The sequence below is a fragment of the Facklamia sp. P13069 genome (genome assembly GCF_050409405.1).
GTDB lineage: Bacteria > Bacillota > Bacilli > Lactobacillales > Aerococcaceae > Facklamia.
In genome coordinates this window covers 1-18,271 of sequence record NZ_JBNUPN010000030.1, presented here as the reverse complement: position 1 = coordinate 18,271, position 18,271 = coordinate 1, and the positions used below count along the sequence as shown (strand labels likewise).

19 protein-coding genes, 1 tRNA gene and 1 riboswitch are annotated in these 18,271 nt (G+C 35.7%); of the genes, 19 read left to right on the top strand and 1 reads right to left on the bottom strand.

Features of this window, described 5'->3' with window-relative positions; translation table 11 throughout:
- Window positions 1–91: 91 nt before the first annotated feature.
- Window positions 92–808, bottom strand: coding sequence for a rhodanese-like domain-containing protein (locus tag ACQV2T_RS08320; protein WP_428893512.1), 717 nt, complete (start codon window positions 806–808; stop codon window positions 92–94).
- A gap of 168 nt (window positions 809–976) precedes the next feature.
- Here ACQV2T_RS08320 and ACQV2T_RS08315 point away from each other — a divergent pair, with 168 nt between their 5' ends.
- The 19 genes from ACQV2T_RS08315 to ACQV2T_RS08225 all read left to right on the top strand — a co-directional run bounded on the left by ACQV2T_RS08315 (window position 977) and on the right by ACQV2T_RS08225 (window position 18,170).
- Window positions 977–1,435, top strand: a complete 459-nt coding sequence (locus tag ACQV2T_RS08315; RefSeq protein WP_428874884.1) for a hypothetical protein — start codon at window positions 977–979, stop codon at window positions 1,433–1,435.
- Window positions 1,435–2,952 carry a TIGR04282 family arsenosugar biosynthesis glycosyltransferase gene (locus tag ACQV2T_RS08310; protein ID WP_428874883.1) on the top strand — a complete coding sequence of 506 codons (1,518 nt, stop codon included), beginning with the start codon at window positions 1,435–1,437 and terminating at the stop codon, window positions 2,950–2,952. The genes ACQV2T_RS08315 and ACQV2T_RS08310 overlap by 1 nt, the downstream gene beginning before the upstream one ends.
- Entirely contained in the window at window positions 2,949–3,629 is a 681-nt protein-coding gene (locus ACQV2T_RS08305) for a TIGR04283 family arsenosugar biosynthesis glycosyltransferase (RefSeq protein ID WP_428872789.1), read from the top strand. Before ACQV2T_RS08310 ends, ACQV2T_RS08305 begins: the two co-directional genes overlap by 4 nt.
- A 12-nt stretch (window positions 3,630–3,641) precedes the next feature.
- Window positions 3,642–4,364 (top strand): glycine/sarcosine/betaine reductase selenoprotein B family protein, encoded by a 723-nt coding sequence (locus ACQV2T_RS08300; RefSeq protein ID WP_428872790.1) that lies wholly within the window; start codon window positions 3,642–3,644, stop codon window positions 4,362–4,364.
- Between the two features lie 127 nt (window positions 4,365–4,491).
- Window positions 4,492–5,145, top strand: a complete 654-nt coding sequence (locus ACQV2T_RS08295) for a cytochrome c biogenesis CcdA family protein (RefSeq protein ID WP_428874882.1) — start codon at window positions 4,492–4,494, stop codon at window positions 5,143–5,145.
- 10 nt (window positions 5,146–5,155) lie between these two features.
- Window positions 5,156–5,833, top strand: a complete 678-nt coding sequence (locus ACQV2T_RS08290) for a TlpA family protein disulfide reductase (protein ID WP_428891653.1) — start codon at window positions 5,156–5,158, stop codon at window positions 5,831–5,833.
- 48 nt (window positions 5,834–5,881) lie between these two features.
- Window positions 5,882–6,571 carry a TVP38/TMEM64 family protein gene (locus ACQV2T_RS08285; protein WP_428891652.1) on the top strand — a complete coding sequence of 230 codons (690 nt, stop codon included), beginning with the start codon at window positions 5,882–5,884 and terminating at the stop codon, window positions 6,569–6,571.
- A complete protein-coding gene (locus tag ACQV2T_RS08280) occupies window positions 6,540–7,235 on the top strand; it encodes a TVP38/TMEM64 family protein (protein WP_428881681.1) in 696 nt (231 codons plus the stop codon). Before ACQV2T_RS08285 ends, ACQV2T_RS08280 begins: the two co-directional genes overlap by 32 nt.
- 6 nt (window positions 7,236–7,241) lie before the next feature.
- Window positions 7,242–8,144, top strand: a complete 903-nt coding sequence (locus ACQV2T_RS08275) for a nucleoside hydrolase (RefSeq protein WP_428872797.1) — start codon at window positions 7,242–7,244, stop codon at window positions 8,142–8,144.
- A gap of 20 nt (window positions 8,145–8,164) precedes the next feature.
- The gene (locus ACQV2T_RS08270; RefSeq protein ID WP_428872798.1) at window positions 8,165–8,551 is read left to right on the top strand and encodes a hypothetical protein; all 387 of its coding nucleotides are present in this window, start codon (window positions 8,165–8,167) and stop codon (window positions 8,549–8,551) included.
- 19 nt (window positions 8,552–8,570) lie between these two features.
- The gene (locus ACQV2T_RS08265) at window positions 8,571–9,281 is read left to right on the top strand and encodes a YdjY domain-containing protein (protein WP_428874878.1); all 711 of its coding nucleotides are present in this window, start codon (window positions 8,571–8,573) and stop codon (window positions 9,279–9,281) included.
- Window positions 9,282–9,418: 137 nt separating this feature from the next.
- Window positions 9,419–9,515: transfer RNA gene (locus ACQV2T_RS08260), tRNA-Sec, on the top strand.
- 150 nt (window positions 9,516–9,665) lie between these two features.
- Window positions 9,666–9,761, top strand: a riboswitch (adenosylcobalamin-variant (AdoCbl-variant) riboswitch).
- A 148-nt stretch (window positions 9,762–9,909) separates the two neighbouring features.
- Window positions 9,910–10,143, top strand: coding sequence for a glutaredoxin family protein (locus ACQV2T_RS08255; RefSeq protein WP_428893511.1), 234 nt, complete (start codon window positions 9,910–9,912; stop codon window positions 10,141–10,143).
- The gene (gene nrdI / locus ACQV2T_RS08250; protein WP_428872801.1) at window positions 10,137–10,505 is read left to right on the top strand and encodes a class Ib ribonucleoside-diphosphate reductase assembly flavoprotein NrdI; all 369 of its coding nucleotides are present in this window, start codon (window positions 10,137–10,139) and stop codon (window positions 10,503–10,505) included. The genes ACQV2T_RS08255 and nrdI overlap by 7 nt, the downstream gene beginning before the upstream one ends.
- Window positions 10,498–12,693 (top strand): class 1b ribonucleoside-diphosphate reductase subunit alpha, encoded by a 2,196-nt coding sequence (nrdE, locus tag ACQV2T_RS08245; protein WP_428872802.1) that lies wholly within the window; start codon window positions 10,498–10,500, stop codon window positions 12,691–12,693. The genes nrdI and nrdE overlap by 8 nt, the downstream gene beginning before the upstream one ends.
- 9 nt (window positions 12,694–12,702) lie before the next feature.
- Window positions 12,703–13,698, top strand: coding sequence for a class 1b ribonucleoside-diphosphate reductase subunit beta (gene nrdF / locus ACQV2T_RS08240; RefSeq protein ID WP_428872803.1), 996 nt, complete (start codon window positions 12,703–12,705; stop codon window positions 13,696–13,698).
- A gap of 18 nt (window positions 13,699–13,716) precedes the next feature.
- Window positions 13,717–15,882, top strand: a complete 2,166-nt coding sequence (gene nrdD / locus ACQV2T_RS08235; RefSeq protein ID WP_428874627.1) for an anaerobic ribonucleoside-triphosphate reductase — start codon at window positions 13,717–13,719, stop codon at window positions 15,880–15,882.
- Window positions 15,882–16,454 carry an anaerobic ribonucleoside-triphosphate reductase activating protein gene (gene nrdG / locus ACQV2T_RS08230; RefSeq protein ID WP_428873008.1) on the top strand — a complete coding sequence of 191 codons (573 nt, stop codon included), beginning with the start codon at window positions 15,882–15,884 and terminating at the stop codon, window positions 16,452–16,454. Before nrdD ends, nrdG begins: the two co-directional genes overlap by 1 nt.
- Before the next feature lie 1,209 nt (window positions 16,455–17,663).
- Window positions 17,664–18,170 carry a hypothetical protein gene (locus tag ACQV2T_RS08225; protein WP_428872807.1) on the top strand — a complete coding sequence of 169 codons (507 nt, stop codon included), beginning with the start codon at window positions 17,664–17,666 and terminating at the stop codon, window positions 18,168–18,170.
- The last annotated feature ends 101 nt before the right edge of the window (window positions 18,171–18,271 follow it).

The window sequence follows — 18,271 nt, the reverse complement described above, 5'->3', positions numbered from 1 at the left end:
GCCCTCTAAATCACCATAGGTTGGTGATTTAGAGGACTTTGTCTACAGTCTGAAAGCCCAATTATAAGTTGGGCTTTTTGCTTACAATCGTTTATGAAGCTTTTTCAATAATTGGAATTTTTTTATTTTCTTTTGTACCATCTAGAGAATTCTTGACATTAGTATAGCCCTTTTCGGTTAAGAAGTTAGCTATTTGAGCGGATTTATTACCAGAATAACAGAAAGTAATAATTTCAACTTCTTTGTCTTCAGGTAATTGTTCTAAAACAGTTTCTGGCTTATCAACTGAAGCATGAATGGCTCCTTCTACACTTGCTTTTTCAAAGTCTTTAAGATCACGTGCATCAATGAAAATGGTTTTGCCTGCTTCGGCTGCTTCAATGAAGGTATCTGGCAAGATAGATTCATAAGTTACTAAAGTATATTCAAAGTCTTTAACCCCTACAGCATCTTTAACATCTTCAAAGCCATTATCGATTAAAAGATTAGCAGCTTCTGCAGACTTATTACCTGTGTTGCAATAAACAATAATTGGCATCTTTTGGTAGTCTTCTAATCGTTCTAATTGTTCTTCTAATTGATCTAAAGGGATATTAATGGCATGTGAAAGATGTCCTTCTGCATAGTCTTCTTCAGGTCGGACATCAATTACCAAATATTTTTCCTTTTTCTTTTTATCTAGTTGGATTTTTTCAAGTTCTTCGCCTGTCATTATCTCAGCTTGGGCGTAAACGTTCGAAAGACCCAAAGCAAAAACTGCTACAAAAGAGACAATAAGTTTTAAAGATTTTAAAAGTGTTTTTTGCATTATACCCACTCCTTTATTTTGATGTCTTTATTTTATTAAAATGGTCATCTAATCACAAATAGACTTATTAAATAAATACGGGCTATTTATTAGTAATATCAATAAAACATTCATTCAAAAAAAGTAGCTGTATGCTATAATGAGCAAGGTTATAAGAGGAGGTCCAAAATGTTAAGTAAAATATATTGGGCGATTGAAATATTAATAGTCACAGGTGGTTTTTTTGTGAATGAATATGCTAGTAAGCGGATAGGACTCTATCGCCATGTGTATTATAGAGAATTTCAATTTAATCAGTTTTGGTTTGCTGAAAACTATCATTGGATTTGGTATGTTGTAGCTATTTTCATTATTTTAATTGCTATTATTGCTCTATTTAAAACTAAAAGCTGGATTCAATTTTGTTATCAATTTTCTTGGAAAACACATTGGGCGATACTGTTGATCGTTTCTCTGTCTGAACTAATTATTATGAGCTTTTTTACAGATAAAAGTCTTTTAATTATGTATCCGTATTTCCTAGTAGGATTACCACTTTTAGGAGTTGGAAATTTGATAGGTTGTTTATTAATTTTTTTATTCCATCCTCAGACTAAAGAATGCGAAATTAAGATAGGAGCCATATAATGTCGACTGCAATTATTTATTTTGTCAAATTACCTTTAATTGGATATAACAAAACTAGATTACAAGGGTTTTTACCTAAGGAAGATATTCACCATCTATCGATTCACCTTTTACAACAAACTTACAAAGAAATTTGTAAGGTGGATGCAGACATCTTTCTTTTTGTAGCACCTGCTGATCAAAAATTAGCCATTCAAAAATACTTAGCTATTGATAGTGATAAGATATTCGGCCAGCTTGAAACAGCTCATTTAGGAGAACGAATGTCGCGAGCCATGCAGCAAATTTTTAACCGTGGCTATGATAAAGTTCTTTTATTAGGCTGTGATCTAGTTGACATCAAGCAATCTTTGGTTGAGCAAATGATTGACATGCTAGACACTGAAGATGTTGTTTTAGCTCCTACCTTAGATGGAGGTTATGGCATTATAGCCAGCCGTTTGTTCTCTAAGTCTCTTTTTGATTTAGAGAATTATTCACACGATGAAGTATGCCAAAGGACGATCAATAAAGTTTCTGCAGCAAAACTTTCCTATGCGTTGACAGAAACCATTCGTGACCTAGACACGCGGGAAGATGTGGTGCGTTATCTATCAGGAGATCCAGATGCAGTTTATTTTAATCAGGGGGAATATAATGCCAACTTTCTAATTGATAAGGGCAGAAAGATTTTTAGGATTGCTTTAGGTTCGCAAATGAATTTAGACAATCAAATTGAATATGAATACTTGGCACTGAAGGGTTTGGCTTCTTCAGGGGTTGTGCCGAAGGTATATCAATGCCAGCCTCATACTAAGTTGTTAGGTAAGGGTTATTTAATTGAAGAATACCTCCCCGGTCATCCCTTAGACTATCAAAAGGACTTATCCAAAGCTGCTAATATTTTGGCTAGAATCCATAGTGTAGATAGCCAGACCATTCCTCATCTTATTAAGGCTAATAATCCCTTCCAACTGATGTATCAGGAATTTGTTGACATGTATAGTCATTATCAAAAATGGAAGGGCAGAGATCTTGAGGTTATTGATCTAATCGATGCATTGATGGCAGGTCTGAAAAAATATTCGTTCAATAATAAATTAAGCAATCCTTGCGTTATTAATACAGAACTTAATTCACATAATTTTTTGATTAATTCTAAAGGTGATTCCTATTTAATTGACTGGGAGAAGCCTTTGGTTGGTGAGAGGGAACAAGATATCGCTCATTTTCTAGCTCCCACAACCACATTATGGAAAACAGATCACTTACTTTCATATGAGCAAATCTCCGCTTTCATTAAAGAGTATGATAAGTCCTCCCAGGTGAAAATTAATAAAGATAAGCTTAAACAATATCTTCATTTTACTTGTTTAAGAGGAGTCACTTGGTGTTCGATGGCTTATGTTCAATATTTAGAAGCACAAAAAGTTAAGTCAAATGACCACTCTTTTGAAACCATCTCCCGCTTTATTAGCCCTGTTTTCTTACAAGAAATTAAAGCTTATATTGAAAAGTTGGAGGATATTACCTTATGAATTATTTGATCAGTGTGATTATTCCAGTTTATAACGAAAGAAAAATATTACCTCAAACTTTAAAGCATCTACAGCATTTAAAGGACGAAGAAATTGAAATTCTGTTTGTAGATGGTGGTAGTGAAGATGGAACTCAAGAATTTATTAGCGAAAATCAATATAAAGTCCTGAATGGTCCAAAGGGTCGTGGTAGTCAATTAGCTGTAGGGGCTAAAAAGGCCAAAGGAGACTATCTTTTATTCTTACATGCAGATAGCTACTTTAAACGTTCTCCTAAAAAGGTCATCCTGAGTAGTCTGCTGAAAGGAAAGATTGGAGCTTTTCCATTAGACTTTCAAACAGATAATTTATGGCTAAGAGCGATTGCTTATGGATCAAATTGGCGACTTAAACATCGACAGATAGCTTTCGGTGATCAAGGGATTTTTATGACAAAAGATTACTATTGGGAACTAGGAGGTTTTCATGCTTTATCTTTAATGGAAGACTATGATTTATTTTTACGAAACAAGGCTAAGGGTGAAGAATTAGTTGTAGCAGATCAGTTCATTTATACCTCGGACCGTCGTTTTAAAGAAAAAGGTGTCTTTAGAACACTTCTTAAGATGCAATATTGCCAGTATCTATTTCGTAAGGGTTACTCAATGAAAGCAATCACTCAAGTCTATTATTCATAGAAGGGGATTCGAATGAAAAAGAGAAGTATTAAAGAAAATATCATTGCAGCCATAGCCAAAAGAATGGTGGTTACCATCGATGAAGCCCCCTCTAATGTTGAATTAACTAAGCCTCTTTCAGAGTGTAGGGTAGCATTTATCACAACAGCAGGAACCCATTTGAAAAGCGATGCCCCTTTTAATATTAAGGGAGATCATACTTTCCGAATGATTCCTGGGGATAGTCGGGTGGAAAATATTATGATTACTCATGATCATTATGATCATGGACCGGCAGATGAAGATTTAAACTGTGTCTTTCCCATACAGATGCTTCAAGAGATGGCAACAAAGGGCAAAATCGGCTCTGTTGCACCGCGCCATTATGGCCTAATGGGTTATATACCAAAAGTAAATTTACTAATTGATGAAACAGCACCTGCGATTGCCCGTCAGTTAGTTGAAGATCAAGTAGATTTGGTACTCCTTTCTCCTGGCTGATATATTTGCCATCAGTCCGTTGGGCTAATCCAAAGAGAAGTAGAAAAGCAAGGGATCCGTACCGCTTCAATTATGCACTTACCTAAAGTGGCAGCCAAATCGAGACCACCTAGAATGTTTACCATTGATTTTCCTTTAGGTTTAACTTTTGGAGAGGCGAATGATTCTATTAAGCATTGGCAAGTTATGGATCAATTCTTAGATTTTGCTGTATCAGGTGGGGCAGAGGAGATAAGACCTTTTAAAAAAGCTTAATTATTCAATCACATAATGCGAATAGCGGCTTACTTTCAAATAATTAATTTATTTATACTAGCGTGATTACTTTTAGTTGAATGACTCCAATGGCATGATAATCTTTGTGAGAAAGGAGCTTAAAAATATGGACTATCTATTATTATTTATCGAGGGATTAATGACTTTTGTCTCTCCTTGCTTACTGCCAATGCTTCCACTTTATATTGCATTCTTTGCAGGCAGTGAAGGGGAGAGCTCTACTAAACAAACCCTCATTAAAGCAATTTTATTTATGTTAGGATTTTCTACGATATTTATCTTATTAAGTCTTTTTGTGTCCACTGTAGGATCCTTTTTTATGATGCACCGACAAGTCGTTAACTTTATCGCAGGAAGCATTATGATTATTATGGGTGTCGATTATCTTAATGGTCAAAAGCTAATGACTAAGTTAAGGCCTCATTCGCGAGGTTCCTATGTGGCCAATCCTTATTTATTTGGTCTAGTCTTTGCCATTTCTTGGTCGCCATGTGTTGGAACATTTTTGGCTTCTGCATTAACTTATATAGCCAGTGTCGCTACTAGCTGGACTTCATTTTTGCTTATAATTAGCTATTGTTTAGGTTTAGGTATTCCTTTCATTCTGTCTGCATTATTGGTAGATGAAAGTAAAAAAGTCCTTACATTTATCAAGGAACATTATCACTTAGTCAATCTATCTTCAGGCTGGTTTTTAATCCTTTTCGGTTTATTAACAATATCAGGCATCTTAGAAACGCTTTTACTACAACTAGTCTAGGAGGAATACAATGAAAAAGTTATTAACGTATGGTTTGCTTTTAATCGCTATTATAGGTCTGGGGGGCTTTATTTATAACAAAGTTCAAGATCAAAGTTTATCTATCGATAAAAAAGAAACAATTCAGGAAACTGTCAATGAGATCGATTTAACATTTAACAAAACAAGCGAAGGGGCTATTGAAGGAAAAGAAGTATCTCTTCAAACTTCAAGGGAAGAAAGTAGTCAGCTTAATAGCACAAATGAAGAAAAACAAGATCGATATGGTCATCTTAATGTAGATAGTGTAAGGATTAAAGATCAAGTAGATAAATCAATGACTTTATCTGAAAATTTTGGTCGACCTATGGTTGTTAATGTTTGGGCAACTTGGTGTCCACCATGCAAAAAAGAAATGCCTTATTTTCAAACGGCTTGGGAAGATTACCAAGAGGATATTGATTTTTATATGATCAATGCCACTAATTCGCAACCTGGCGAAACTAAAGAAGCAGTGATTGAATATTTAGAAGACCTTAATTTGACTCTTCCTGTATTCTATGATGTTAACTTTTCAACCATGATGTCCCTACAAGCTACCTTTTTGCCCGCTACTATTTTTATAAATGAAGAAGGAGAGGTAGTATACCATCATATTGGCCTAATCAATGAAAAGCAATTACTAGAGCAAATCGAGGAATTGTTATAAAAATGTAAAATTTTGATGGTGGTGGAGTTTAATATTTAGGAGGTTCTTATGAAAAAAAATAAATTGGCAGTGATTGTTGTACTTGTATTATCACTTTTATCTTATCTCTTTATTCCCTCGGTGCAGTCATTTATTAACGAGTCTATTTCAGCCATGAAAGCAGTTAATTTAGAAGAGACAATTGCTTATATTCGTTCTTACGGAAATGTTGCTGCTGGTGTTTCCTTTTTCTTGATGATTTTGCAATCGATTCTTTCACCCATTCCTGCTTTCTTAATCACTCTATCTAATGCTGCCATTTTTGGATGGTTTTGGGGAGCGGTATTGTCTTGGACATCTTCAATGGCTGGAGCGACCTTATGCTTTTACATTGCTAAAATTTTGGGACGCGACGCAGTTGCCAAGATTACCAGTAAAACAGCCTTAAAATCTTTAGATATGTTTTTTGAAAAATATGGAAAGTACACCATTGTAGTTTGCCGTTTATTACCATTTGTTAGTTTTGACCTAGTCTCTTATGCAGCTGGTTTAACTTCTATGAAATTCTGGCCATTCTTTTTAGCAACCGGAATCGGTCAATTACCGGCTACTCTTGTTTATTCTTATATTGGACAAAACTTCGGTGGTGGCGGTAAACAATTATTTATTGGATTAATGTCACTATTTGCTGTAACAATTGTCATTTATATTGTTAAATCGATTTATAATGAACGCCATGCAAAAAAAGCAGCTAAGTAAATGGTTTAAGGTTTGCTTAGTGATTGCTTTAGTAGCTTTAACTATCTGGCTGACCTTAAATTTTTCAACCGAGCGTGTACGAGAAATAATCTTACAATCAGGGTCTTCTGCAAAATGGATTTATGTATTACTTTGGGTTTTCTTACCGATGGGGTTTTTCCCTGTTCCTTTCCTAGCTTTTGCTGGAGGTATGGGATTTGGATTATGGTTAGGCTCCATCTTGACTTTTATAGGTGCGGCTTTGAATCTAACTTTCATGTTTTTAATTTCGCGCTATTTATTTAGGCAACCGGCACAAAAATTTTTATTTAAAAGATATCCTAGTTCCAAAGGGATATTGACCACCGATAACCAACATTTAAAGTTAGTTCTTGCATTGGCTCGAATTATGCCTGTAATTCCCTATAATGTTGAAAACTATGCTTTTGGCTTAACGGATATCTCATTCTGGGACTATCTTTGGATTTCTCTCATATGCATTTTGCCGGGGACATTTATTTTTGTAAATGTTGGCGATAAGGCTTTAGAACCTAGTGATGCCTCTTTTTCACTATCAATAATATTAGTGGCTTTACTAGTATTCGGCACAGCCTTTTTAGGGAAATTTATTAAGAAGAAAAATCCAGAAGTAGCCCAAAAGCTTGAAGTAGATGAGGAGGAATAAGGGATAATGAAAGTTTTAATTGATTTTGATAATACTTTTTTCACACCCCATCGCGACATTGATGATGGTTTGGCGCTGATGTATTTATTAGGGAGTCCAGAAGTCGCTATAGTGGGTATCACTTCGACATTTGGGAATTCGACCATTGAGCAAGTAGACCAATCGACCCGTCAATTAATAAGCAAACTTGGCCTTCATTCAATTCCTTATGCAAAAGGTGCAAGTGAAACAGCTGATTATTTAACACCAGCAAGCCAGCTATTGGTAGATTTGGCTAATAAATATAAAGATGAGTTAATCATTATTGCAGTCGGTTCAATGACCAACTTGCAAGGGGCCTATCTAAGAGACAGTAATTTCTTCAAAAAAGTTAAACAACTTGTCTTAATGGGTGGGATTACTCAGCCGTTGATCTTTGACAAGCAAGAAATGCGAGAAATGAACTTTTCCATTGATCCGCAGGCTGCTTTTACCGTTTTAACTAAGGGAAGAAATGTTTCTATTTTAACAGCTAATCACTGTTTAGATCTTTTATTTACTCGATCAGAATATGAAGAAGCTTTTTCTAACCAACAATCGGCCATTGCTCATTTAATTCAAAACTATGCAGAACCTTGGTTTGTCGATAATGAAGATGAGTATGGTATTAAAGGCTTTTATAATTGGGATTCATTAGCAGCGGTCTATTTAGTAAATCCTGAATTATTTGAGGATCAATGGACTTCTTTTAATGTTTCTGTTAATAGTCTCTCAATGGGTTCTTTAATAGCGGAAGATTTTGATTTCAGTCCTTACTCAAGCTCTAGACCTTTAAAAAAAGCTTTAATTAATACCCCTGTTGTTAAAAAGGCAGATCAAATACGAAAGAATTTATTTCAGCGCTGGCTAAATGTTAAATTGGAAGATTAAATAGCAAAGGAGGTTTTTGGATGTTCAAATGGCATAATTTACTAATAGCAATTTGCTCAGGGTTTATTTTTGCTCTTCTAGCAAGCGCTTTAATGTCATATTGGGTATGGTTAGAAATGCGAGTGCATACTTGGGTTTTGTGTTGGATAGTTTTTGTTCTATTTATCATGGTAAGTTTTTTGTTCAAGATAAAACCAATAACTTACTTCCTAGGACTTATTAGTGTCGTTACTTTAATGCTTGTTAAATCACCTAATATTTTTTATTATAATGTTCGCGATATGTTTTTTTTAGATATGAAGATAGGTCAAATTAAAATGATTACTTTAATTTTGATGATAGTCATGACTCTTTTAATGATTTACTTTTGGTTGAAAGATCGAAAGCTAAAAAGTCAGCAAGTTTAATTTTGAAAGGATGAATAATATGAACAAAATGATTAAAAAATTAATGACACTTGTCTTTGCCTTCGTTACCGTTTTATCTTTATCTGTCCCAACACTTGCAAAGGAAGATGCTCCTGCAAATTTACCGACAGAGGAAAACCCGATGGTGGTCGATAAGGAAGCAGGCACCATTTCGATATATGCTTACGTAAATGGAAAATACTTAGAAACATCTACCCGTCATGCCGTGGTCTTCGATGATGGTAATTTTGGTGGAAAATCGGTATTCGGAACAACTGCTAATCAAAATAAATTCTATGAAGCTTTAATAGAAATCGGGGCAGAACCAGGCGATAATATGACGGCTGAAAATGCGGAAGAAACGCATGTTGCAGGGGATTTAATGGATATTAAAGTAACTTGGGAAGGTGCTGAAAAAGAATACAACCTAAGTGAAACAATTATTGATTCTAATGGCAATGACTTTGAATTCCGCTTTGGTGGAAATAAAGGGCGTGCCCATGATAAACATACAGGTTGTATCACTTGTTTAGATTCATGCCCAGTCGGACTTATTTCAAATGCTACTTATACCTACGGGGCCGTTGAAAAAAGAGGGGAAGTAGCGTTTTCAGGAAATGGTGAGATTTTACCAGAAGAAGGGACTCCGGTAATCATTACTTATTCAATCCACAAAGAGGATAGTAAAGATAAGAAAGTTGAATCAAACGAAAAAGCTGAAGCAGAATAATAATTCATTGGAGGTCTGTATCTAAAAGATACAGCCCCTTTTGCTTAAAGAATGTTTCTTAATAGACTCATAAAAGCACTTGCGTTTTCCTTTAAATATTGTTAATATTATAAGAGTCTTCTTTAAAGATTTTAATTGGGAGCGGATGGGTTCTGGTGTGCCCTCTGGTCTTCAAAACCAGTATGAGGCGTTAAGAGCGTCTTGGGTGAGTTCGATTCTCACACGTTCCCGCCAGGAAACTAAACTAGCCTAGTTAATCACAGTTTAACTGTGATTAACTAGGCTATTATTTTTGCTTTTAATTGATTTGTTTTATTTCGATAATTGCTCTTGTCTAACCCAACATCTTGTGTTAATCTAACTTTAAGACACAATATATAGACAAAATGTAAATAATTCTGGGGAAGCAGGTTAGAATCCTACACAGTCCCTATGCTACTGTATTTGAGCTCGCTCATAAGTCAGATCGCCAGGTTATTTATTACACTTATCACTTCTCAGGGTTTAGTGATCTTTGGAAATATTCTTTAGTAGTGAGTATAGGTACACCTATGCTTTGCTTTCTTTTGATTTTACCATCGGCTTTCCTGGGAAGGGAAAGCCGTTTTTTGTCGAGGAGGAGCATTTTATGGAAAAAATCACATTATATAGTAAAACGGGTTGCGGACAGTGCGTTTTCTTAAAAAGATATTTAGATAGCAAAGGTCTTAACTATTTAGAAAAAAATGTCGAAGACGAAAGTTACTTAGAAGAAGTAAGAGAACTCAATTGTCAGAGTTTGCCAGTTGTTCTCATCGGGCAATCAGCTCCTGTTGTTGGTTTCCAACCGGATGTAATTGAGAGGCTAATCAGTCAATGTTAGCGATTGTCTTTATTAGCTTAACAGGTCAAACCCGTCGTTTTGTTGAAAAACTATCAGCTGATTACCAATTAGAATTGGACGATCTTACATGTGACATGATAGTCAATCAGCCCTATTTATTGATTGTTCCCACTTATCAAGAAGTGGTAAGAGACTTAGTGGATGATTTTTTTGAAAATGAAGTTAATCGACAAAATTGTCGCGGAGTAGTAGGTGGTGGTAATTTGAATTTCGCCCAATTATTTTGTTTTACTGCTAAAGACATTAGTCGTGACTATCAAATTCCTTTAATTCATAAGTTTGAATTCCAAGGAAACGAGTCAGATGTTTCATATATTAAGGAGGTAATGCTGAATGACTGAGAGACAATCATTAAAGAAAAAAAGCTATTTCCAATGGAATAATCAATTGAATATACCGGAAGATGGAGCTATTCCTCTTTATAAAGATCAAAAGGCATTGGAAGCTTATTACCAAGAAGAAATTGAAGCCAATAGTCCAAAGTTTGCGTCTTTAGAGGATCGCTTAAATTATTTATTGGAGAATGATTACTTAGAAGAAGACCTCATCAATAAATATTTAGAAGCTGATGTAAATGATAAAGATCCTTATGCTTTTATCAAGAAACTATATGACTTCTTACAAGCTAAGAATTTTAACTTTAAATCTTTTATGGCTGCTTACAAGTTTTTCAATCAATATGCTTTAAAATCAAATGATGGTCGTCAATATCTGGAAGGGTTCATAGATCGAGTGGCTATGAATGCCTTGTATTTAGCAGATGGAGACCGACAATTGGCTATGGCTATTGCTGAAGAATTAATTTCGCAACGCTATCAACCCGCTACACCTACTTTCTTAAATGCAGGTAAAAAGCGTCGAGGTGAAATGGTGTCATGCTTCTTGTTAGATGTTGATGATTCCATGCTGTCGATTGGTCGAGCCATTAACTCAGCTTTGCAACTTTCAAGAAAAGGAGGCGGAGTTGGCGTTAATTTGTCTAATATTCGAGCAGCGGGCGACCCTATTAAAGCGATTGAAAATGCTTCTTCAGGTGTCGTTCCTGTCATGAAATTGTTAGAAGACTCGTTTTCTTATTCCAATCAGTTAGGGCAGAGGAATGGGGCAGGTGTAGTTTACCTAAATGTTTTCCATCCAGATATCTTAGCTTTCTTATCGTGTAAAAAAGAAAATGCCGATGAAAAAATCCGTGTCAAAACTCTCTCTCTAGGAATTGTAGTGCCTGATAAATTTTATGAGTTGGTAAAAAACAATCAACCAATGTATCTTTTTAGCCCTTATGACATCGAAAAAGAGTACGGTCTCCCTTTTTCATACTTTGATATAAGTGAGAATTATCAAGCTTTAGTAGATAATCCAAGAATCCGTAAAAAGAAAATTCAAGCGCGTGAGTTAGAAACAGAAATTTCTAAATTACAGCAAGAATCCGGCTATCCCTACATCATTAATATCGATACAGTTAATCGAGCGAATCCAGTCCATGGAAAAATCATTATGTCCAACCTCTGTTCAGAGATTTTTCAAGTTCAAGAACCTTCACTCTTAAACGATGATTTATCTTATCAAAGATTAGGTAGCGATATTTCCTGTAACTTAGCTTCCACTAACATGGAAAAAATGTTGACCAGTCCTGATTTTGGTAAGTCAGTAGAAGTGGCTGTGCGAGCTTTAACCACCGTTTCTGATAAAACTAAAATTGCCGAAGTGCCAACGGTTCAAAATGGTAATGATCTTTATCATACTATTGGCTTAGGAGCGATGGGCTTTCACACTCTCTTAGCAAAAAATAAAATCACTTATGGGTCTAAAGCATCTATCGAAATTATTGAAGCGTATTTTATGGCTCTCAACTACTATAGCTTGCTTGCATCTAATAAATTAGCAAAAGAAAAAGGGCAGACATTCCACAAGTTTGAGCAATCAAAATATGCAGACGGGTCTTATTTTGCTCCTTATATTGAGGAAGCTTTTAAATTTGAAGAAATGGCAGCGGCTGAACTTTTCAAAGCTGTAAAATTACCCACTCCTAAAGATTGGCAAGATCTAGCAGCTAAGGTTAAAGTAGATGGTCTTTATCATCGTAATCGTTTAGCTGTTGCACCGAATGGGTCAATCTCTTACCTTAATGAAACTTCTGCTTCCTTACACCCGATTACTCATCGAATGGAATTAAGGCAAGAACAGAAAAATGGGGCCATTTATTATCCAGCTCCAGGACTTTCAAATGAAACGCTGCCCTATTATCAAACAGCTTACGAGATGGATCAAAGAAAAATTATAGATGTTTATGCCGCCGCTCAAAAGCATATTGACCAGGGAATGTCTTTGACTTTATTTATGCTATCAGAGATTCCAGCAGGTCTTTATGAGTGGAAAAAAGCAGGGCTTAATCAAATGACTACACGTGATTTGAATATTTTACGTCACTATGCCTTCTCTAAAGGGATTAAGTCACTTTACTATGTCCGAACACATAGTCTGGATGGTGAGATTGTTGGAGCTAATCAATGTGAGTCATGTATGATTTAGGAGGAAATTATGACCAATTATTTACATTATCAAGCTATTGATTGGAATCGTATTGAAGACATAGTAGATAAAATGACTTGGGAAAAATTAACTTCTCAGTTCTGGCTAGATACGCGTATTCCAGTTTCAAACGATTTGAAAGATTGGCGTTCACTGACTGAGGTTGAAAAAGATGTGGTCAATAAAGCTTTTGTGGGATTGACTCTTTTAGATACTTTGCAATCAGAAGAAGGCGCAAATGTCATGCGAAATGATATTCGCTCCCCTCACGAAGAGGCAGTGCTGAATAATATTTTATTTATGGAATCAGTCCATGCCAAATCTTATTCGACTATTTTTATTTCTTTAAACGATTCAGCTACCATTGATGAAATCTTCGAGTGGGGGAATAATCATCCCTCCTTGCAGTACAAGGCTAAAGTAATTGAAGATGTTTATCTTTTACCTTCTGGAAAAGAGAGTAAAGAACAAATAATTAACGGCCTCAAGAAAAAAATAGCCAGTGTTTTTCTAGAATCCTTTCTCTTTTATAGTGGTTTTTATACCCCTTTGTACTATTTAGGAAATAATAAACTAGCCAATGTGGCTGAAATTATCAAGCTAATTATTCGTGATGAGTCGGTTCATGGAACCTATCTAGGCTACAAATTTCAATTAGGTTATCAAGAATTAAGTGATCAAGAACAAGCTCAACTTAAAGAATGGGCCTATAATTTAGTGTTTGATCTCTATATGAATGAAACCCAATATACTCAGGAGGTATATACAGAGATTGGTTGGGTAGAAGAAGTAGATTGCTTTGTTAAATATAATGCCAATAAGGCATTACAAAATCTAGGCTTTGAAGCAGTATTTGATGGAGCGAGTGCGCAAGATATTAATCCAATAGTCTATAACGGTCTGTCGACAGAAACAACTAATCATGATTTTTTCTCTCAAGTAGGTTCCGGTTATTTAATGGGCCGAGTAGAAGCAATGGAGGACGAAGATTACCAGTATTTATAAAGGAGTGACGATAAGACAATGGTTCAAACTGCAACATTAAAACAAGAACAATCGAGTAAAGTTAGAATTAAAATAAATAAAAGAGACGGCAGTATTGAAAAGTTTATTAGGGGGAAACTAAAAGCCTCACTAAAAAAAGCGTTAGATACCAAAGACCATGTTTTAATTGAAGGTATATGTAATGAAATAGAAAGACAAGTTGTTCACTTGATGAACAGTTCTGACATCAAGCAATCGGTTATTGAGCAATTAAACAAGCGAGGATTGGAAACAGCCGCAAATAAATATGTCGCTTTTGCTGAAACTAAATTAGCAGACTATCAATCGCAGATGCGGTTACAGGACCGTATGGATCAACTGATTAAACGCGATCCGACTTTAGTCAATGAAAATGCCAATAAGGATAGTCGTGTTTTTAACACCTTGAGAGACCTTACCTGTGGGGTTACGGCCAAAGCCATTGGCTTGAATATGCTGCCCGAGCAAGTAGCTAATGGACATTTGAAGGGGAACATACATTTTCATGATCTAGATTATTCGCCCTATAGTCCAATGACTAATTGCTGCTTGATTGATATTGAGACTATGCTGAAGCACGGTTTTCATATAGGGAATGCAGAAGTGGAAAGTCCGCGATCTATCAATACAGCTACAGCACAAATTGCTCAAATTATTGCCAATGTTTCTTCTTGTCAATACGGGGGATGCTCGATTGATCGAATTGATGAGGTGCTGGCTCCTTATGCGGATTTAAATTTTAAGAAGAATCTTAGCTTAGCTAAAGAATTGACGGATGATCCTCAACAGGCTGAGAATTTTGCTAAGAATAAAACGCAAAAAGATATATATGATGCCATGCAGAGTTTGGAGTATGAAATCAATACACTTTATTCATCAAATGGTCAAACACCATTTACTACACTTGGATTTGGTTTAGGAACATCTTGGTATGCACGCGAAATTCAAAAAGCTATATTGAAAATTCGTTTGAATGGTTTAGGTAAAGAACACCGTACAGCTATTTTTCCTAAATTAGTTTTCAGCTTACGCAAGGGAACTAATCTTTTAATGAAAGATCCCAATTATGACATTAAACAATTAGCCCTCAAGTGCGCTTGTAATCGGATGTATCCAGATGTTCTAATGTATGATAAGATCAAGGAACTAACTGGAAGCTTTAAAGTGCCAATGGGATGCCGATCATTTCTTCAAGGTTGGCAAGATGAAAAAGGAAAAGAAGTAAATAGTGGACGAATGAATTTAGGGGTAGTCACCTTAAATCTTCCCCGTATCGCTATGGAGTCGGATCATTCCTTCGATAATTTTTGGGAATTGTTGCATGATCGCCTGGAAGTTGTCGGTCGAGCTCTTGTGTATCGAGCAGAGCGAGTCAAACAAGCTAAGACGGAGAATGCTCCAATTCTATACCGTGAAGGAGCTTTTGGTCATTATCTGAAAGCTGATGAGAATGTTGACCAATTATTTAAAAATAAGCGCGCCACCATATCTTTAGGTTATATTGGTCTGTATGAGATTACGGCTTATTTCTTTGGTTCTAATTGGGAGCAGAATGACGCGGCTAAAACTTTTTCATTGAAAGTAATCCAAGAACTTAAAAAGAAGGCCGATCAATTAGCTCAGCAATACGATTATCATTTCTCTGTTTATTCGACTCCGAGTGAGTCCTTGACGGATCGCTTCTGCCGTTTAGATCGAGCTAAATTTGGTGCTATTAAGGATTTGACAGACAAGGATTATTACACTAATTCTTTTCATTATGATGTGCGTAAAAGTCCAAATCCTTTTGAAAAAATTGATTTCGAAAAGGACTATGCTCCATATACTTCAGGAGGTTTTATTCATTATTGTGAATATCCCAATTTACGTCAAAATCCTAAGGCCTTAGAAGCAGTTTGGGATTATGCCTATGACAAAATTGGGTATTTAGGGACCAACACCCCTATCGATCATTGCTATGAATGTGGCTTCCAAGGAGAATTTAATCCTACAGAAAAAGGTTTTGCTTGTCCGCAATGTGACAATCGTAATCCTGAAACTTGTGATGTAGTGAAGAGAACCTGTGGTTACCTCGGTAATCCGAATATAAGACCGATGGTCAAAGGACGTCATAAGGAGATTCAATCCCGTCAAAAACATTTAACCGAAAGAATGTGTGACCAGTGATTGAAAATTTCAAAAATCCTAAACCAAAAGAATGGCTAGCCCAAGATTATTGTTTAGGAAAGATAGCAGACTATAAACCTTTTAATTTTGTGGATGGGGAAGGAGTACGTAATAGTCTTTATGTCAGCGGCTGCCTCTTTAATTGTAAGGGTTGTTTTAATCGTCGGGTCCAAAACTTCAATTATGGTGTGCCTTATACTAAAGAACTTGAAAATCAGATTATTGAAGATTTAGCCCATGATTATGTTCAAGGTTTAACCTTATTGGGTGGCGAACCCTTTCTTTCTACACCAATTCTAATTCCCTTAGTCAAAAAAGTGCGATCTATTTATGGAGACCGTAAAGACATTTGGTCTTGGTCGGGTTATTATTGGGAAGAGCTATTAAAAGATTCCTCTGATAAACTAGAACTCTTGTCATTAGTGGATGTGCTTGTCGACGGTCGCTTTGATAATGACAAAAAAGACCTCAGTTTGCAATTTAGAGGAAGTAGTAATCAAAGGATTATTGATGTTCAACAATCTTTACGGCAAGGGCAAGTGTCCTTATGGCACCAAGGTTCTTATCATTAAAAATTGTTATTATAATTTATTAAACAATTAAGAGGCTGGACCAAAAGCCTTAAAAACAGTGGCGAATCATCAAATATGAGATTCGCCACTGTTTTTGTGGTTTAAAGAATAAAAATAGTGACCAGCAAGCATTAAAGGGGTGGGAAGTTCGTAAATAATGAACTGATTGGGTGAGTTTTATAGCCATTAAGAAGAGACCCAGGTTATTTATTGTCTTTTTTCTCCTCCAAGCTGTTCGCATACTAGAATTACACCCTTCTTGCGATCGAATACTCTCTCAACAACAATCTTAGGTTGAGCATAAGCGCAAGGAATACTTATCAGCACCGGCGCATACAGCTTTGTGCCGTCAAGAAATAAAACTTTAACTTGGAAGAGATGATTGTCTTTTAAAGCGAAAGAACAAACTGATTAAAGACGCTTCACGATCCTTAGGAAGACCAAAGTCTAAATTAAGTAGAAGATTGTACTCAGTCAGCTTCTCATTTTCATACATAACAGAAGCTTTTTAAGAGTTAAAGATCGTCAGAACAAGTAATTGATCTCAATGATAAAGGGTGGCTTACCAGTAGGTATTTTTGGAATGGGTGAACCATTAATTTATGCAATAAGATGACCTTTAGGATGACCATTTATTCTAACGTGTATCTGTGGTGAAGGTGCAGTAATTGGCGCACTGGCTAATACTGGTGAGACAGCCATCGGGTCAAGTAGTGGGACTTTAATACCATTAAGTGCAGATGTTCATTCTTTACCAGCCGTTTTAGCCGCAATAAAAAGCATCAAAAACTTTACTACAAGCTAAATCGACGACTGTTTCACCTAATTGAGGTTTAGCTTTCTCATGAGGATTGGCGAAACCTAACCTTATATTTGATTCCTCCGGTGCAAAAGCTATATTTTCAACAGATTATCCAATAGTCCGTCTTAATTTATTATTATCTAGCTGTGTTTTTATTTTTCTATAACAATCTCATGATAAAAGTCAGCGGCTGACTTTTTGATACGATTAGCAAGCATTTTTAGTAGGTGCTTATTTGATATCGGACTAGCTCCTTTTAAATAAAGTCTTTTTTATTATAAATCTAAATAAATAAAAAATCACATCTTTTGTTTATAAGTGAAAAGATGAGGCCAACCCCTTTGCAAAATGTAAAATTTGTGATATTGTGAACCTATACACATAACTAACTATATGGAGGTTTAATTATGAACGCAATTTTAGGTAAATTTGTTGAAGATGGATTATTTAACGAGAAAGTAGCAAACGCAATTGAAGAGGCTTTTGCAGAAAAATCTTCAGTAATTATTGCTGGACACCGCTCAACTGGATCTCGCCCTTTGATGGCTAACATCATGCAATTAGCTAAGAAAACGCATGATTCTGTTCAAGTTCGTAAAGCTGAAGACTTAGAAAAAGAAGGCGACTACTATTTAATCTTTGGAGCGCCAGCTGATCAAGTTGAAGATTTAGTTGCAGCAGCATTGAAAAAAGGTAAAGCAATCGTTACATTAAAAGAACCTGAAACACCAATCTCTATCATGAAGGTTATGAAATCAGTTCTCAAAGAAACTGAAGGCTTTGATCATAAAGCTTTACAAGTTTCACTTCGTAAAGATGGTGTAGGAGCAGACGCAACACCTTTCACTGACCGTGTAGACTTATACTATGTTAATGAAAAAGGTCGTGTTAAATCTGAAAAAGTTGAGTTCTAATCAAAATTTTAACTTAGCAGCACAAGTCAGACTTGTGCTGCTTTTATTGGCTCTTTGTCAAATAGGGTTGATGAGTAGGTGAGGTAACCGACTGGTTACTT

Coding starts and splice junctions, on each gene's coding strand:
- ACQV2T_RS08320 (WP_428893512.1), bottom strand. CDS start 808: ATGCAAAAAACACTTTTAAAATCTTTAAAACTTATTGTCTCTTTTGTA.
- ACQV2T_RS08315 (WP_428874884.1), top strand. CDS start 977: ATGTTAAGTAAAATATATTGGGCGATTGAAATATTAATAGTCACAGGT.
- ACQV2T_RS08310 (WP_428874883.1), top strand. CDS start 1,435: ATGTCGACTGCAATTATTTATTTTGTCAAATTACCTTTAATTGGATAT.
- ACQV2T_RS08305 (WP_428872789.1), top strand. CDS start 2,949: ATGAATTATTTGATCAGTGTGATTATTCCAGTTTATAACGAAAGAAAA.
- ACQV2T_RS08295 (WP_428874882.1), top strand. CDS start 4,492: ATGGACTATCTATTATTATTTATCGAGGGATTAATGACTTTTGTCTCT.
- ACQV2T_RS08290 (WP_428891653.1), top strand. CDS start 5,156: ATGAAAAAGTTATTAACGTATGGTTTGCTTTTAATCGCTATTATAGGT.
- ACQV2T_RS08285 (WP_428891652.1), top strand. CDS start 5,882: ATGAAAAAAAATAAATTGGCAGTGATTGTTGTACTTGTATTATCACTT.
- ACQV2T_RS08280 (WP_428881681.1), top strand. CDS start 6,540: ATGAACGCCATGCAAAAAAAGCAGCTAAGTAAATGGTTTAAGGTTTGC.
- ACQV2T_RS08275 (WP_428872797.1), top strand. CDS start 7,242: ATGAAAGTTTTAATTGATTTTGATAATACTTTTTTCACACCCCATCGC.
- ACQV2T_RS08270 (WP_428872798.1), top strand. CDS start 8,165: ATGTTCAAATGGCATAATTTACTAATAGCAATTTGCTCAGGGTTTATT.
- ACQV2T_RS08265 (WP_428874878.1), top strand. CDS start 8,571: ATGAACAAAATGATTAAAAAATTAATGACACTTGTCTTTGCCTTCGTT.
- ACQV2T_RS08255 (WP_428893511.1), top strand. CDS start 9,910: ATGGAAAAAATCACATTATATAGTAAAACGGGTTGCGGACAGTGCGTT.
- nrdI (WP_428872801.1), top strand. CDS start 10,137: ATGTTAGCGATTGTCTTTATTAGCTTAACAGGTCAAACCCGTCGTTTT.
- nrdE (WP_428872802.1), top strand. CDS start 10,498: ATGACTGAGAGACAATCATTAAAGAAAAAAAGCTATTTCCAATGGAAT.
- nrdF (WP_428872803.1), top strand. CDS start 12,703: ATGACCAATTATTTACATTATCAAGCTATTGATTGGAATCGTATTGAA.
- nrdD (WP_428874627.1), top strand. CDS start 13,717: ATGGTTCAAACTGCAACATTAAAACAAGAACAATCGAGTAAAGTTAGA.
- ACQV2T_RS08225 (WP_428872807.1), top strand. CDS start 17,664: ATGAACGCAATTTTAGGTAAATTTGTTGAAGATGGATTATTTAACGAG.